10 protein-coding genes are annotated in these 14,460 nt (G+C 63.2%); 3 read left to right on the top strand and 7 right to left on the bottom strand.

Going from position 1 to position 14,460, the window contains the following annotated elements; translation table 11 throughout:
• Positions 1-223: 223 nt before the first annotated feature.
• Positions 224-2,965 (bottom strand): aconitate hydratase AcnA, encoded by a 2,742-nt coding sequence (gene acnA / locus LT42_RS07980; RefSeq protein WP_037011392.1) that lies wholly within the window; start codon positions 2,963-2,965, stop codon positions 224-226.
• 236 nt (positions 2,966-3,201) lie between these two features.
• Between acnA and rlmM the strand changes: the two genes are divergently transcribed.
• On the top strand, positions 3,202-4,269 hold the full coding sequence (gene rlmM, locus LT42_RS07975; RefSeq protein WP_037011391.1) for a 23S rRNA (cytidine(2498)-2'-O)-methyltransferase RlmM: 1,068 nt from the start codon (positions 3,202-3,204) through the stop codon (positions 4,267-4,269).
• Positions 4,270-4,807: 538 nt separating this feature from the next.
• Positions 4,808-6,229 (top strand): FAD/NAD(P)-binding protein, encoded by a 1,422-nt coding sequence (locus LT42_RS07970; RefSeq protein ID WP_037011390.1) that lies wholly within the window; start codon positions 4,808-4,810, stop codon positions 6,227-6,229.
• Positions 6,230-6,271: 42 nt separating this feature from the next.
• Here the strand turns inward: LT42_RS07970 and soxR are convergent, their stop codons facing one another.
• Positions 6,272-6,733, bottom strand: coding sequence for a redox-sensitive transcriptional activator SoxR (soxR, locus tag LT42_RS07965; RefSeq protein ID WP_037011388.1), 462 nt, complete (start codon positions 6,731-6,733; stop codon positions 6,272-6,274).
• A gap of 180 nt (positions 6,734-6,913) precedes the next feature.
• Here soxR and LT42_RS07960 point away from each other — a divergent pair, with 180 nt between their 5' ends.
• Complete coding sequence (locus tag LT42_RS07960; RefSeq protein ID WP_037011386.1) at positions 6,914-7,255, top strand: antibiotic biosynthesis monooxygenase; 342 nt, start codon at positions 6,914-6,916, stop codon at positions 7,253-7,255.
• A gap of 53 nt (positions 7,256-7,308) precedes the next feature.
• Here LT42_RS07960 and LT42_RS07955 read toward each other — a convergent pair whose 3' ends face one another.
• The 5 genes from LT42_RS07955 to LT42_RS07935 form a co-directional block, all read right to left on the bottom strand.
• Positions 7,309-8,412, bottom strand: coding sequence for a sigma-54 interaction domain-containing protein (locus LT42_RS07955; RefSeq protein ID WP_037013110.1), 1,104 nt, complete (start codon positions 8,410-8,412; stop codon positions 7,309-7,311).
• A gap of 128 nt (positions 8,413-8,540) precedes the next feature.
• On the bottom strand, positions 8,541-9,677 hold the full coding sequence (gene ssuD, locus LT42_RS07950; protein WP_037011385.1) for an FMNH2-dependent alkanesulfonate monooxygenase: 1,137 nt from the start codon (positions 9,675-9,677) through the stop codon (positions 8,541-8,543).
• 817 nt (positions 9,678-10,494) lie between these two features.
• A complete protein-coding gene (locus LT42_RS07945; RefSeq protein ID WP_037011382.1) occupies positions 10,495-12,111 on the bottom strand; it encodes an inorganic phosphate transporter in 1,617 nt (538 codons plus the stop codon).
• A 131-nt stretch (positions 12,112-12,242) separates the two neighbouring features.
• Positions 12,243-13,259, bottom strand: coding sequence for a transporter (locus LT42_RS07940; RefSeq protein ID WP_037011380.1), 1,017 nt, complete (start codon positions 13,257-13,259; stop codon positions 12,243-12,245).
• 233 nt (positions 13,260-13,492) lie between these two features.
• The gene (locus LT42_RS07935) at positions 13,493-14,314 is read right to left on the bottom strand and encodes an aldo/keto reductase (RefSeq protein WP_037011379.1); all 822 of its coding nucleotides are present in this window, start codon (positions 14,312-14,314) and stop codon (positions 13,493-13,495) included.
• Between the last annotated feature and the right edge of the window lie 146 nt (positions 14,315-14,460).

The following is a 14,460-nucleotide window of genomic DNA, read 5'->3' as shown; positions in this document are numbered from 1 at the left end:
GCCGGTCCCACGGAAAGCATGCGCTGCTCCAGGACCAGCTAAAGCCGGTCCCACGAAAAGCATGCGCTGTTCCAGGACCAGCTAAAGCCGGTCCCATGGAAAGCATGCGCTGTTCCACGACCAGCTAAAGCCAATCCCACTGGAAGCATGCGCTGTTCAGTGGGACCGGCTTCAGCCGGGAAGGGGGCGATGCAGGCGCGGCAGGGTGTCCGCCGCGCTTGAATCAGGACGCGATCAACTGGCGCAGCACGTAGTGCAGAATGCCTCCTGCCTTGAAGTACTCCACTTCGTTGACCGTATCGATCCGACACAGCACGTCGATGTGGTCCTGCTGCCCATTCTCACGGGTGATCTGCACGGCCAGGCTCATGCCCGGCTGCAGATTGGCACCGGTCAGGCCGGTGATGCTCAGCACTTCCTTGCCGGTCAAGCCGAGAGTCTTGCGGCTTTCACCGCTGCGGAACTGTAATGGCAACACGCCCATACCGACCAGATTGGAGCGGTGAATACGCTCGAAACTCTCGGCGATGACTGCTTTCACGCCCAGTAGATTGGTGCCTTTGGCGGCCCAGTCGCGGCTGGAGCCGGTGCCGTATTCCTGACCTGCAACAATCACCAGCGGCGTGCCTTCTACTTGATAACGCATTGCGGCATCGTAGATCGGCAGTTTCTCGTCGGTTGGCACGTGCAGGGTATAGCCGCCTTCTTCGCCGCCGAGCATTTCGTTGCGAATGCGGATGTTGGCAAAGGTCCCGCGCATCATCACTTCATGGTTGCCGCGCCGCGATCCGTACGAGTTGAAGTCCTTGTATTCAACGCCTTTGCTGCGCAGGTAGCGGCCCGCCGGGCTGTCCAGCTTGATGTTACCCGCCGGCGAGATGTGGTCAGTGGTGACTGAGTCGCCGAGTACTGCCAGCACGCGCGCCTGCTGCACATCGGCAATGACCGGCAGGGGTCCGGCAACATCCTCGAAGAACGGTGGATGCTGAATGTACGTCGAGTCCGGCTGCCAGACGTACGTCGCTGCCTCAGGCACCTGGATGGCCTGCCACTGCTCATCACCCGCGAAGACCTCGGCGTACTCCTTGTGAAACATGCCGGTGCTGACGTTCATTACAGCGTCGGCGATCTCCTGCTGAGTCGGCCAGATGTCGCGCAGGTAAACCGGCTGGCCGTCCTTGCCTTCGCCCAGGGGTTCGCTGCTCAGGTCGACGCGCACACTGCCGGCCAGCGCATAAGCGACCACCAGCGGCGGCGAGGCCAGCCAGTTGGTTTTTACCAGCGGGTGCACGCGGCCTTCGAAATTGCGGTTGCCGGACAGCACCGACGCGACGGTCAGGTCCGACTGCTGGATGGCTTTTTCGATCGGGTCGGGCAGCGGCCCCGAGTTGCCGATACAGGTGGTGCAGCCGTAACCGACCAGATCGAAGCCCAGCGCGTCGAGGTATTCAGTGAGCCCCGCCGCGTTGTAGTAATCGGTCACGACCTTGGAGCCCGGCGCCAGTGAGCTCTTCACCCACGGTTTGCGCTGCAGGCCTTTTTCCACGGCTTTTTTGGCCAGCAAACCCGCTGCCATCATCACGCTGGGGTTGGAGGTGTTGGTGCACGAGGTGATCGCCGCGATCACCACCGCGCCGTTTTTCAAGCGATAGGTCTGGCCGTTGTATTCGTACTCGGCCTCGCCAACCTGCGCCGCGTTGCCCACCGCGACACCGCCGCCGCCTTCGCTTTCCAGCCGGCCTTCTTCGTGCTTGCCGGGTTTGAGCGCCAGGCCCAGAAAGTCGCTAAAGGCCTGGGACACATCGGGCAGGGCCACCCGGTCCTGCGGGCGTTTTGGCCCGGCGAGGCTGGCGACCACCGAACCCATGTCCAGCTCCAGTGCATCGGTGAACGCCGGTTCCTGGCCGGGCAGCCGCCACAAGCCCTGAGCCTTGCAATACGCTTCGACCAGTTGCACCGTTTCGTCCGGCCGCCCCGACAGGCGCAGGTAATCCAGGGTGACGTCATCGACCGGGAAGAAGCCGCACGTTGCGCCGTATTCCGGCGCCATGTTGGCTATGGTGGCGCGGTCTGCCAGTGGCAAATCCGCCAGGCCGTCGCCATAGAATTCGACGAACTTACCGACCACGCCTTTCTTGCGCAGCATTTGCGTCACCGTCAGCACCAGGTCGGTAGCCGTGATGCCTTCACGCAGTTTGCCGGTCAGTTTGAAGCCAATGACTTCGGGGATCAGCATCGACACGGGCTGACCGAGCATGGCCGCTTCCGCTTCGATGCCGCCGACGCCCCAACCCAGCACGCCGAGGCCGTTGATCATGGTGGTGTGGGAATCGGTACCGACCAGTGTGTCCGGGAAGGCGTAGGTGCGGCCGTCTTCTTCCTTGGTCCAAACGGTGCGGCCGAGGTATTCCAGGTTCACCTGATGGCAGATGCCGGTGCCCGGCGGTACCACGCTGAAGTTGTCGAACGCATTCTGGCCCCAGCGCAAAAAGGCGTAACGCTCGCCGTTGCGTTGCATCTCGATGTCGACGTTCTCGCCGAAGGCTTTGTCGTCGCCGAACCGGTCGACCATCACCGAGTGGTCGATGACCAGGTCCACGGGCGACAGCGGGTTGATGCGTTGCGGGTCGCCACCGGCCTTGGCCACGGCAGCGCGCATGGCCGCGAGGTCGACCACGGCGGGCACGCCGGTAAAGTCCTGCATCAGTACGCGCGCAGGGCGGTACTGGATTTCTCTTCGGGATTTGCGTTCGGTCAGCCAGTCGGCGATGGCCTTGAGGTCGTCACCGGTTACCGTGCGGTTGTCTTCCCAACGCAGCAGGTTTTCCAGCAGTACCTTGAGCGACATCGGCAGTTTGTCGAGATCGCCCAGCGTGCGCGCGGCATCCGGGAGGCTGAAGTAATGGTAGGTTTTGTTGTTGACGTCGAGTGTCTTGAGGCTTTTCAGGCTATCGAGGGAGGGCATGACTGACTCCTTGACGGTCCGTGCAGCTCAGCGCGGACGGGCGAACGAACGGTAAGACGGGGCGTGTTTCAGCGCTCTGTGCGGCGCCTTTTATGTTCATTGAGTAGTACTGGACCCGCCGGCTGAGCCAGTGGTTCCTGATTCGGCTATCATGCGCCGCTTTCGAGTCATTGAGGTTAATCCTCATGTACAGCTTGCGCTGCGGCCCGGTTCGTGGCGCGCGAGGAGACCGTCCTGTGAACACCCTTTTCATGCATTGCCGTCCCGGCTTCGAAAGCGAGGTCTGCTCGGAGCTTAGCGAGCACGCCGCGCGCCTTGAGGTGTCCGGCTACGCAAAGGCAAAGACCGACGCCGCCTGCGCCGAATTCATCTGCACCGAGCCCGACGGCGCCGAGCGGTTGATGAACAGCCTGCGTTTCCGCGAGCTGATTTTCCCCCGGCAATGGGCGCGTGGCATGTTCGTGCAGTTGCCCGAAACCGACCGCATCAGCGTGATCCTTGAGCACATGGCCGGCTTCGTACCGTGTGGCAGCCTGTGGCTGGAAGTGGTCGACACCAATGACGGCAAAGAGCTCTCGACCTTCTGCCGCAAGTTCGAGGCGCCGCTGCGCAAGGCCTTGGAGAAGGCCGGCAAGCTGGTGGACAACCCGAGCCTGCCGCGCCTGTTGCTCACCTTCAAAAGCGGGCGCGAAGTGTTTCTCGGGCTGGCCGATGCGAACAATTCGGCGATGTGGCCCATGGGCATCCCCCGCCTGAAGTTCCCCCGGGAGGCGCCAAGCCGCTCCACCCTCAAGCTCGAAGAAGCCTGGCATCACTTTATTCCCCGTGATCAGTGGGACGAACGCCTGTCCGGCGACATGACCGGTGTGGACCTGGGCGCCGCGCCGGGCGGCTGGACCTATCAGCTGGTGCGACGCGGCATGCTCGTTACTGCGATTGATAACGGGCCGATGGCCGAAAGCCTGATGGACACCGGGCTGGTCCAGCACCTGATGGCGGACGGCTTTACGTTCAAGCCGCGTCAGCCGGTTGACTGGATGGTCTGTGACATCGTTGAAAAGCCTGCGCGCAACGCCGCATTGCTTGAAACCTGGCTAGGGGAGGGCCTGTGCCGCGAAGCGGTGGTCAACCTCAAACTGCCGATGAAGCAGCGTTACGCCGAGGTGCGACGTTTGCTCGAGCGTATCGAAGACGGCTTCAAGGCCCGCGGCGTCAAGGTGGCCATCGGCTGCAAACAGCTGTACCACGACCGCGAAGAAGTCACCTGTCACCTGCGGCGATTGGACATGAAGCGCAAGGCCTAAAGCCGGTGGTCTTGCACGGCGTGACGGCAGGGCGGCACCTGCTGGCGAACGCGGAGGGTCAGCTTGCATCTGCGGCGGCAGCGAGCCGTGTGGGGGTGACGCTGCACCTGTAGGAGCCGGCTTGCTGGCGAACGCGGTGGGTCAGCTTGCATCTACGGTGGCGGTAAGACCTGTTCGCGGGCAAGCGCGCTCCTACAAAGGAACACCGCAGCAGCCTGGCCCGATGGTGGTCCCCAAAGAAGAACATCGCCAACGCACAGGCAGTGCCGATGACCCCGCATCGTGGTGACTGGGTGACTGGGTGACTGGGTGACTGGGTGACTGGGTGACGGGATGACGTGGTGGCGGTGTGCCGGGGTGCGCGCGATGACACGGTCACGCTGCACCTGTAGGAGCCGGCTTGCTGGCGAACGCGATGCGCCAGCTTGCATCTGCGCCAACAGCTGGCGAATCCGGTGGGCCAGGCTTGCATCCTGGGTGGCAGTGGGATTCATAATCCGCCGTGCGCGCCCGTGTGGCGAAGAATAGGCGAGAAGCAATGACTCCTGAACACAACCCACCGGACGCTGACGTCCTTATCATTGGCGGCGGCCTGAGTGGCACCCTGCTTGCCGTGCAGCTCCTGCGCCTGCCGGGTCAGCGACGGATCGTCATCGTCGAGTCGCGCAGCGAACTGGGGCGCGGCGAGGCCTACAGCGCTACCGAACTGGGCCACACGCTAAACGGCAACGCCGCGCGCATGAGCGTTGACCCGGACGACGCCGACGATCTCACCCGCTGGTTGACCGCCTACATCGCCTCAGGTGGCTGGCCGGAATCCGATCAGCAACATGTTCCGGTCGCCGAGCTGTTTCCCCCACGCGGCATCTTCGGGATTTACGTCCAGCAACGCCTCGCCGAAGCCCAGGCCGTCGGCGAGCGCTTCGGCTCTACCGTCGAGCACGTGCGCGGCGAAGTCACTGACCTGCAAGTCGAGGCGTCCGGCGTACGCGTCAGCCTGGCCGGTCACACCGAGCCTTTGAACGGCCGCTTCGGCGTACTGGCAACCGGCATGTTCGCCGCCGCCCGTACGCCTCAACGCGACTCCAACGCCCTCAACGCCGCCGCAGTCGACCCCTGGGACGTCAACGCCATGCGTCAACTCGACCCTCGGGGCCGCGTGCTGATCATCGGCTCAGGCCTGACCATGGTCGACGCCGTGGTATCGCTTGAGCAGGCGGGGCATCGAGGCCCCATCGATGTGTTCTCTCGCCATGGCCTGCAGCCCCATGTCCGTCGGCAACCGCCGACGTGGCCGGATTTCCTCGGCGCCGACCACGCCATTCGCAGCACCCGGCAGTTGGTCCGGGCGTTGCGCGAACAATGCCGGCAGGCGGCAGAGCAAGGCATCGACTGGCAGGCGCCCCTCGACACCGTGCGCGTGCACATCCCACGGTTGTGGAGCCAGGCGACTGACCTGCAGCGCCGCCAGTTCGTACGCCATGTAAGGCCGTGGTGGGAGAGCCATCACCATCGCTCGCCACCGACCAGTGCGCAATTGCTGGATCGGCTGATTGCAGAAGGCCGCCTGCACGTGCATGCCGCATCGTTGCTCGACGTTGAAGACTCGCCGGCCGGGGAGGTGCGCATACGCGTGCGTTATCGCGGCCGGGAAGACGCCAGCACGGAACGCGGCGCTGCGCTCATCAACTCCACGGGCATTCAGTACGACTGGCGGCGGGTCGACCGGGCATTACCGCGCAACCTGCTCGCACGCGGACTGATCAAGCCCGGCCCGCTGGCGCTGGGCATCGCCGCCGATGCCGGTGGCGCAGTGCTGGACGCAGAAGGCGCCGTTTCATCACGCCTGTTCGCCATGGGCCCGCCGTTGCGTGGCCTGTGGTGGGAAAGCACCGCCGTCAACGATGTCGCCTCGCAAGCCAAGGCGCTTGCCGCGCGATTGGCGGCAGCCAGCCTGTAACCGGGCGATGCATGCCAGGCACTGTCGGCCCGGAGGCAGTGCTCAATCCTGATCCAGCAACTGCGGCCCGGCGCCGCGCTCGCCCAGGCTGTCGCCGAAGTTGCGCAGCGGGCAGGCCTCCATCGACAGGCAGCCGCAGCCGATGCAGCCGTCGAGTTGGTCGCGCAGCGCGGTGAGGCGGTTGATCCGCTCGTTCAAGTCGGTTTTCCAGCGCTCGGACAGCCGGGTCCAGTCATCCAGACTGGGCGAGCGGTCCTGTGGCAGGGTTTGCAGCGCGGTCTGAATGGTCGCCAGCGGGATGCCCAGACGCTGAGCGGTTTTAATCAGGGCCACACGGCGCAGCACATCCCTGGGGTAGCGACGCTGGTTGCCGGCGTTGCGCTGGCTGCTGATCAGCCCTTTGGCTTCGTAGAAACGCAAAGCGGTGATGGCCACGCCGCTGCGTGCGGAGAGCTGGCCGACCGTAAGTTCGCGGGCAATGGGCGGGGCGTCGTGTCCAGGCATGCAATCTCCGAAGCTGGCAGAAGAAGCTTGACCTCAAGTTAACTGGAGGTTTTAACCTGCGCAGCATCCCGTGTCAGAGCTTGCATGGCAAGCGGCACTCCGGCGCAAGAAACGTATGGGCTAAAGCCGGACCGCGCCGCATCCTGTTCAGCACCCAACCGCCATCCCTGGAGAGCCTTCATGACCCCAGTTACCGCCCACCTTCCGTTCAGCCAGTTCGTCGAGTTTGCCGTGGACCCGCGCCATCAGGCAGGGCTGGTGGACGCGCTCAACGACCGATTCGAACGCTTCACCCGCACCTACCCCGGCTTTGTCTGCGCCAGTGTTCAGGTCAGCGAAGACCGGCGGCGGGTGCTCAGCCATGTGCAGTGGCTGTCAAAACGCGACTGCGAGCGCGCGTTTGAGAATGCCGAAGAAGGCGAGGCGGACATGTGGGGGCTGATTCGTCAGCACCGCGCCACCTCGATGACGTTCAACGCGTATGAAGTGGCCGCACAAATCGTCGGACCTCGCCACAGCTGAGCTCGGATCAGCCTGGCTCGGCGGATCGGATCAACCTAGCGCCTTCCTGCGCGTTACACCGACAAATGCAGCATTCGGTCGCCCTGGGTCTGTTCACCCGGACGGCGTTTGTTGACGGCCAGTTCGCCGATCTTGATCAGCCGCGCGCGCACGACGTTGCGGCTCAGGCCCAGCAGTTGGGCGGTGTGCACCTGGTTGTAGTGGCTGAAGCGATACGCGGCCCTCAACAGAGCGTCCTCGACCTTCTCGTGCAGCGCCCCGGCCTGTTCCTCGAACAACCGCTGGAACGCACGGGCCAGCAGCGCTTCGGTGGAATCGTCCACCGCCGGTGAAGCGTCCTCCTGACGTTCAAGGCGCAAATTCGACAGGCGCAAGTCGCTGGACTGAATGATCCCGTTGCGGCAGATCAGCAGGGTGTGGTGAATGACGTTTTCCAGCTCGCGGATATTCCCCGGCCAGCCGTAGGTGCGCAGCTTGTGCTCGGCCTCGGCGCTGATCTGGATCGGCCCGCAACCCAGTCGCTGGCTGTAAACCTCGATGAAGTGGCGGGTCAGCGGCATGATGTCGCCGGGGCGCTCGCGCAGCGTGCTCAAGACCAGATTGACCACGTTGAGACGGTAAAACAGGTCCTCGCGAAAATGCCCGGCGTTGATCGCGCGTTCCAGCTGCACATTGGTGGCGGCCAGCACCCGCACGTTGATCGGCGTACTTTTGCGCGAACCCAGGCGGACCACCTCGCGCTCCTGCAAAACGCGCAGCAACTTGACCTGAATCGCCAGGGGCAAATCACCGATTTCATCGAGAAACAGCGTGCCGCCGTTGGCTTCTTCAAACCAGCCGGCCTTGGCGGTCAGGGCACCGGTGAACGCGCCTTTCTCCTGACCGAACAGCTCGGCTTCCACCAGTGACTCGGAAAACGCGCCGCAATTGACGGCCACAAAGGGCTGATGACGACGGCTGCTCAGGTTGTGGATGTGGCGCGCCACCAGCTCTTTGCCGGTGCCGGTCTCGCCGATGATCAGCACGCTGGCGTCGCTGGGCGCGACTTGTTGAATATGGGCCAGCAGGGCCTGGGATCTTGGGTCTTCGAACACTTGCGCGGTGGCGCGAACGGACGTGGCCAGAGCCGGCGAGGGCGGAAGTGTCAGTAGCTGCATGTGGGTCACTTGTGGTTGGAACGGTAAGCTGGCTGCCATGAAGGACTCCTTGTCGCGGTCGCGCAGCACGCGGGCTATCCCTGCAGGAGCGCCACCCGGTCACTCCTACAGGGTGAGCGGTTGCGGAGTTACTTCTGCGGTGGCAAATCGTTGGCGATCATCTCGCCGAACGGCCCGGTCAGGTTGGTGATGCCGCGGCCGGCCAGGCTGCGATACGGCTCGGGCAGCAGCGGGAAGACCAGCTCGGCAAAGCGGTAGGCCTCTTCCAGGTGCGGATAGCCGGAGAAGATGAAGCTTTCGATGCCCAGGTCCGCGTATTCCTGAATCCGCGCAGCGACTTCCTGCGGATTGCCCACCAGCGCCGTGCCCGCGCCGCCACGCACCAGGCCCACGCCCGCCCACAGGTTCGGCGCGATTTCCAGGTTGTCGCGGCGGCCGTCGTGCAGCGCGGCCATGCGCCGCTGTCCTTCGGAGTCGAAGCGCGAGAAGGATTTTTGGGCGGCGGCGATGGTTTCATCGCTGATGTGCTCGATCAGGGTGTCCGCGGCTTTCCAGGCTTCTTCGCTGGTCTGGCGGACAATGACGTGCAAACGGATACCAAATTTCACGGTGCGCCCCTTGCGTGCGGCGCGCTCGCGGATGTCCGCCAGCTTCTCGGCGACAGCGGCGGGCGGTTCGCCCCACGTCAGGTAAACGTCGACCTGATCGGAGGCCAGTTCATGGGCCGCCTCGGACGAGCCACCGAAATACAGCGGCGGGTAAGGTTTTTGGATGGGTGGATAGAGCGCTTTGGCATTCTGCACTTTCAGGTGCTTGCCTTCGAAGTCCACGGCTTCGCCCTGCAAGACGCGGCGCCAGATCTGCAGGAATTCGTCGGTGACCTCGTAGCGCTCGCTGTGATCGAGGAAGCTGCCATCGCCACGGTTTTCATCAGGATCGCCGCCGGTCACGACGTTGATCAGCAGGCGTCCGCCGGACAGACGATCCAGGGTCGCGGCCATGCGCGCCGAGACCGTGGGTGAAATGATGCCTGGCCGGATCGCCACCAGATAACGCAGGCGCTCGGTCAGCGGCACGAGGGCCGAAGCGATCACCCATGAGTCCTCGCAGGAACGGCCGGTGGGGATCAGCACGCCGTGGTAGCCCAGATCGTCCGCCGCCTGCGCGACCTGCTTGAGGTAGTTGAGCGTGACCGGGCGCGCGCCCTTGGTCGTGCCCAGGTAATGGCCGTCGCCGTGGGTCGGTAGAAACCAGAAAACATCCATGAGAAATCCTTCGAACAGATACGGTTGGCTTATAACAAGTGCGTCAGTTATAGAGGCTCCGATTTATTCCGTAAAAGAACTGAATCCCATATTTTTATAACGTTTGGAGATATGGCTGCGTTTCGCAGTGAATACGAGCCTGCCTGAAACACCCGACAGATCGCCGATTTGTAAGAGCCGGCTTGCTGGCGAACGCATTCCAAAAGGCATCGCTGCACTGAATCAATAATCGGGTTCGCCAGCAAGCCGGCTCCTACAGTGGATTTGTGTTGGCAGGGGATGCCGGCTCCTACAGTGGATTTGTGTTGGCAGGGGATGCCGGCTCCTACCGTGGATTTGCATTGGCCGGGATTCCGCCTCCTGCGCAAAATCTGAGCCGGCTTGCTGGCGAATGCGGTGGGTCAGGCGAAGCTGTGGTCCCAGACAGACTCCATTCGCAGGCAAGCGCGCTCCCACCGTGGATCTGCATTGGCCGGGATTCCGCCTGATGCGCAAAATCTGTAGGAGCCGGCTTGCTGGCGAATGCGGTGGGTCAGGCGAAGCTGTGGTCCCAGGCAGACCCCATCCGCAGGCAAGCGCGCTCCTACCGTGGATCTGCATTGGCAGGGATTCCGCCTCCTGCGCAAAATCTGTAGGAGCCGGCTTGCTGGCGAATGCGGTGGGTCAGGCGAAGCTGTGGTCCCAGGCAGACTCCATTCGCGGGCGGGGCGCTCCTAGAGTGGATTGGCGCCAGTCGGCTGATCTGGTCAGCCATAATCGACGGGCAAAAAAACAGGCGCCGAAGCGCCTGAAGGTGAGTACGGGAGACTCGTTGAAATCAGAAAATCTGCGTGAACAGCCAGTACAGGCTGCCCGACAGCAAAATGGCCGCCGGCAGGGTCAACACCCAGGCCATGGCCAAGTTGCGCAGGGTGCGCATCTGCAGGCCGGAGCCGTTGGCGACCATGCTGCCCGCCACCCCCGATGACAGCACGTGAGTGGTTGAGACCGGCAATCCATACATGTCCGCTGCGCCAATGGTCAGCATGGCGACCACCTCAGCCGATGCGCCCTGGGCATAGGTCAGGTGCGTTTTGCCGATCTTTTCACCCACGGTGATCACGATGCGCTTCCAGCCCAACATGGTGCCCAGGCCCAGCGCGATGGCCACAGCCACCTTGACCCACAGCGGAATGAAGCGCGTCGCGGTGTCGATCTGCTGCTTGAACTGATCGACCTTGGCCTGAGTGTCTGGGTCGAAGTTGCCGACCTTGTTCTTGTCCATCACGCGGATGGCCTCGGACGTCAGGTACATGTCGTTACGCACGTTGGCAGTGGCCTCGGCCGGTACCTTGGCGAGCGATCCGTAGCTGGCCACCTGATCGCCGATCTTGCCGGCCATCACCGCCAGCGCCGGCACCAGGTCAGGGGTGGCCTGCTTGTCGCGAATATAGGTGGAGAGCGTCTGGCGCGAGTCGGCCGGCGCGGGCAGCGGCGCCGCTTTGGTCAGCGCCTGTTGGGTGACCTGCGCGACGGCGGCGAACTGCACCGATTGGTCGGCGGGCATGGCACGGTTCAGGGCATAGGCCATGGGCAGTGTGCCGACCAGAATCAGCATGATCAGGCCCATGCCTTTCTGACCGTCGTTGGAACCGTGGGCGAAGGAAACGCCAGTGCAGGTCAGGATCAGCAGGCCGCGAATCCAGATGGGCGGCGGCGTGTTGCCCTCGGGCGCTTTGTACAGTGCCCTGTTCTTCACGAACATGCGCAGCGCCAGCAGCAACAGCGCGGCGCAGGTAAAGCCCACCAGCGGGGAGAGCAATAGCGAGTAACCGACCTTGGTCGCCTGAGACCAGTCCACGCCGCTGGTGCCATCGCGACCATGCATCAGCGCGTTGGCGATGCCCACGCCGATGATCGAGCCGATCAGCGTGTGCGAAGACGACGCCGGCAGGCCCAGCCACCAGGTGCCCAGGTTCCACAAAATGGCTGCGATCAGCAGGGCGAAGATCATCGCGTAGCCGGCAGACGAGCCGACCTGCAGGATCAGCTCCACCGGCAATAGGGCGATGATGCCGAACGCCACCGCTCCGCTGGAGAAGAGCACCCCGAGGAAGTTGAAGGTGCCCGACCAGACCACGGCAAAATTTGGCGGCAGGGAGTGGGTGTAGATCACCGTAGCGACAGCGTTGGCGGTGTCGTGAAAGCCATTGACGAACTCGAAACCGAGCGCAATGACCAAGGCCACGCCGAGCAGAATGAAGGGCGTCCAGGTCAGTACGACGGTGCCCAGATCGTCCATGTCCTGCTTGAGGCTGTAGCCGGTGTAAAACAGACCCAGTGCAAGCACGACGAAGAAGATCACCATCGTCAGCACGCCAGGCTTGCGCCCGAATTGGGCGCTCAGGCCGGGACCCTGCTGCAGGGAGCCTTGGGTCAGTGTGGGGGTCGCCATGGGGCACAGTCCTGTTCATGTGGGATGGCGCCCATGATCATTACAAAATGTGACAGAGATGCGACACAGGTCACAATTTGCGTGTATTTGCTGGGGTTCAGGGACCAGTGGATGAGCCAGTGGCTCTGCTGTTAAAAATCCCGGCTCTTGCGAAACGCCCACCTTCCTGCAATGAACGTAAACGTCGCCACCAGCGCAACCAACACCCAGAACCCATGGGGGTCGGTCGCCAGCGGGATACCGCCGACGTTCATGCCGAAGAAGCCCGCGACGATATTGATCGGCAGTGCCAGCACCGTCACCACGGTCAAGGTGAACAGCGTGCGGCTGCTTTGCTCGTTCAGGTTGGCGGCGATTTCTTCCTGCAGCAGCTTGATCCGCTCGCCCAGGGCGGTGAGGTCGCTGATCACCAGTGCTGATTCTTCGGTGGACTGGCGCAGCTCCTGAAGGTCTTCCTCCAGCAACCATTGCGGCGGCCGGTGCAGCAGGCGCATCAGCGAGCCGGGCTCCAACGCCAGCAGCCTCTGCAGGCGCACCAGCACCCGGCGCATGGCGCCCAGCTCGGTGCGGTTGTTGCTCAGGCGCTGCGCGAGCAGTTGATCTTCGATCTTGTCGACGCTGATGCTGGTCTTGCGCATGAACTGGCTGAGCACGTCGCTCTGGTCACGCAGCAGGTGCGCCAGCAGCTCCAGCGGAGAGCGGAAGGTCTCGCCCTGTTTCACTGACGAGCGCAGGCGATCCACCGAGCGCAGCGGCTGGTGCCGTGCCGAGATCATCAGGTTGCTGCGCACGCAGACCCACAACGTGGCGATGTCGGTGGAGACCCGATTGAAATCGAAAACCACATCGTTGACCACCGCCAGCAGCGCCGAATCGACATGCTCGATGCGGGTGGAGCGTGACCCTTCGTGCAGGGCTTCGAGGAACTCGTCGGGCAGGTCGAGGTTGGTTTTCAGCCAGCGTTCGCAGCTGGCGTGGGTAAGGTTCAGGTGCAGCCAGACGAACTCGTCCGGCTCGGTCGGTCGGCGCAGGCATTCCATCGCCGCCGTCGAATCCAGCTCGCGGCCGGGCTCGCCGGGGCGAAAGCGGAACCCGTACAGCAGGCCAAACAGATCGGGGTCCTGATGGTGCGCGATGCGTTGATTCATGGAGGCTCGCAGACGGGGAGTGCCAGGTGAAGGCACGGGTCGAAAGCGGCATCATCGCAAGGGGTTTTGACAGTTTTGTGACGGGTTGTATCAAAGGGTTACGATTCGCATGCGGTCATTGCAGGAGCGCGCTTGCCCGCGAAAAGGTCTCGCCAACGAAAACGGGTTTGGCTGGCAATCTGGACCTTTCCGAACGTGGCCCAGAGCAAGCACGCCCCGCATAAGCGCTGTCATCACACCATCGACAGGGATTTTTTGCGGGTCGGCGCCGGCCATGAGCTGTCAATCAGCAGTTCATCATCGATCGACAGCTCGATCTCGGCGGCTGCGGCGTTCAGCTCGATGTGGTGCGGATCCACCGCCTTGGGAATCGCGATGACCCCGTCCTGGCGCAGCACCCACGCCAGGCTGATTTGCGCCGGCGTCGCGTCATGCCGCTCCGCGACTTCGAGAATGGCCGGGTTCATCAACAGGTTGCCGGCCTGGCCGATCGGGCAGTAGGCCATAAGGGGCATGTTGGCGCTCTGCATCCAGGGCAGCAGGTCGTATTCGATACCGCGTTCTTCCGGGTTGTAGAGCACCTGATTGGTGGCGCAGTGAGGGTTGTTCAAGTCAATCATGTCGGACACGTCGAAATTCGAAACACCCCAGCGTCCGATTTTGCCGGCTTCACGCAGACGCTCGAACGCTTCGACGGTTTCCTCCAGCGGATAGGAGCCCGGCCAATGCAGCAAATAAAGATCGATGTAATCGGTCTTCATGCGTTTGAGGCTGCGTTCGCAGGCTGCCGGAATGCCCGCGCGGCTGGCGTTGTGCGGGTAGACCTTGCTCACCAGCACCACCTCGTCACGACGCCCGGCAATGGCCTGGCCCACCACTTCCTCGGCGCCGCCTTCGCCGTACATCTCGGCGGTGTCGATCAGCGTCAGGCCAAGATCGATGCCCAACTGGAGCGCCGAAACCTCCGCCTGCAGCTGGCGGCGATCCTCGCCCATGTGCCAGGTGCCCTGACCTATGACGGGGACGGTTTTGTCTGCCAGTTCAAGCGTGCGCATCGGGGGTGCCTCCGGGCTGATGGGTCTGAGTCATTAAGAGTCAGGCAGTACTCGTCCGCAGGGGTTCAATCTCAAGCGAATACGCGGTGCGTGAGCGGGCTGCGCACCCATTGTAGGACCGGCTTCAGCCGGGAAGAGGCAGGTAT

It is taken from the genome of Pseudomonas lutea, from assembly GCF_000759445.1.
Taxonomy (GTDB): Bacteria; Pseudomonadota; Gammaproteobacteria; order Pseudomonadales; family Pseudomonadaceae; genus Aquipseudomonas; species Aquipseudomonas lutea.
The sequence above is the reverse complement of the archived record's forward strand: the minus strand, read 5'-3'. Positions and strand labels throughout refer to the sequence as shown.

Excerpts from the sequence above, each read along its gene's own strand:
- LT42_RS07960 (WP_037011386.1), top strand. The coding sequence starts at position 6,914 with ATGACCCCAGTTACCGCCCACCTTCCGTTCAGCCAGTTCGTCGAGTTT.
- LT42_RS07935 (WP_037011379.1), bottom strand. The coding sequence starts at position 14,314 with ATGCGCACGCTTGAACTGGCAGACAAAACCGTCCCCGTCATAGGTCAG.
- ssuD (WP_037011385.1), bottom strand. The coding sequence starts at position 9,677 with ATGGATGTTTTCTGGTTTCTACCGACCCACGGCGACGGCCATTACCTG.
- soxR (WP_037011388.1), bottom strand. The coding sequence starts at position 6,733 with ATGCCTGGACACGACGCCCCGCCCATTGCCCGCGAACTTACGGTCGGC.
- LT42_RS07945 (WP_037011382.1), bottom strand. The coding sequence starts at position 12,111 with ATGGCGACCCCCACACTGACCCAAGGCTCCCTGCAGCAGGGTCCCGGC.
- acnA (WP_037011392.1), bottom strand. The coding sequence starts at position 2,965 with ATGCCCTCCCTCGATAGCCTGAAAAGCCTCAAGACACTCGACGTCAAC.
- LT42_RS07940 (WP_037011380.1), bottom strand. The coding sequence starts at position 13,259 with ATGAATCAACGCATCGCGCACCATCAGGACCCCGATCTGTTTGGCCTG.
- LT42_RS07970 (WP_037011390.1), top strand. The coding sequence starts at position 4,808 with ATGACTCCTGAACACAACCCACCGGACGCTGACGTCCTTATCATTGGC.
- LT42_RS07955 (WP_037013110.1), bottom strand. The coding sequence starts at position 8,412 with ATGCAGCTACTGACACTTCCGCCCTCGCCGGCTCTGGCCACGTCCGTT.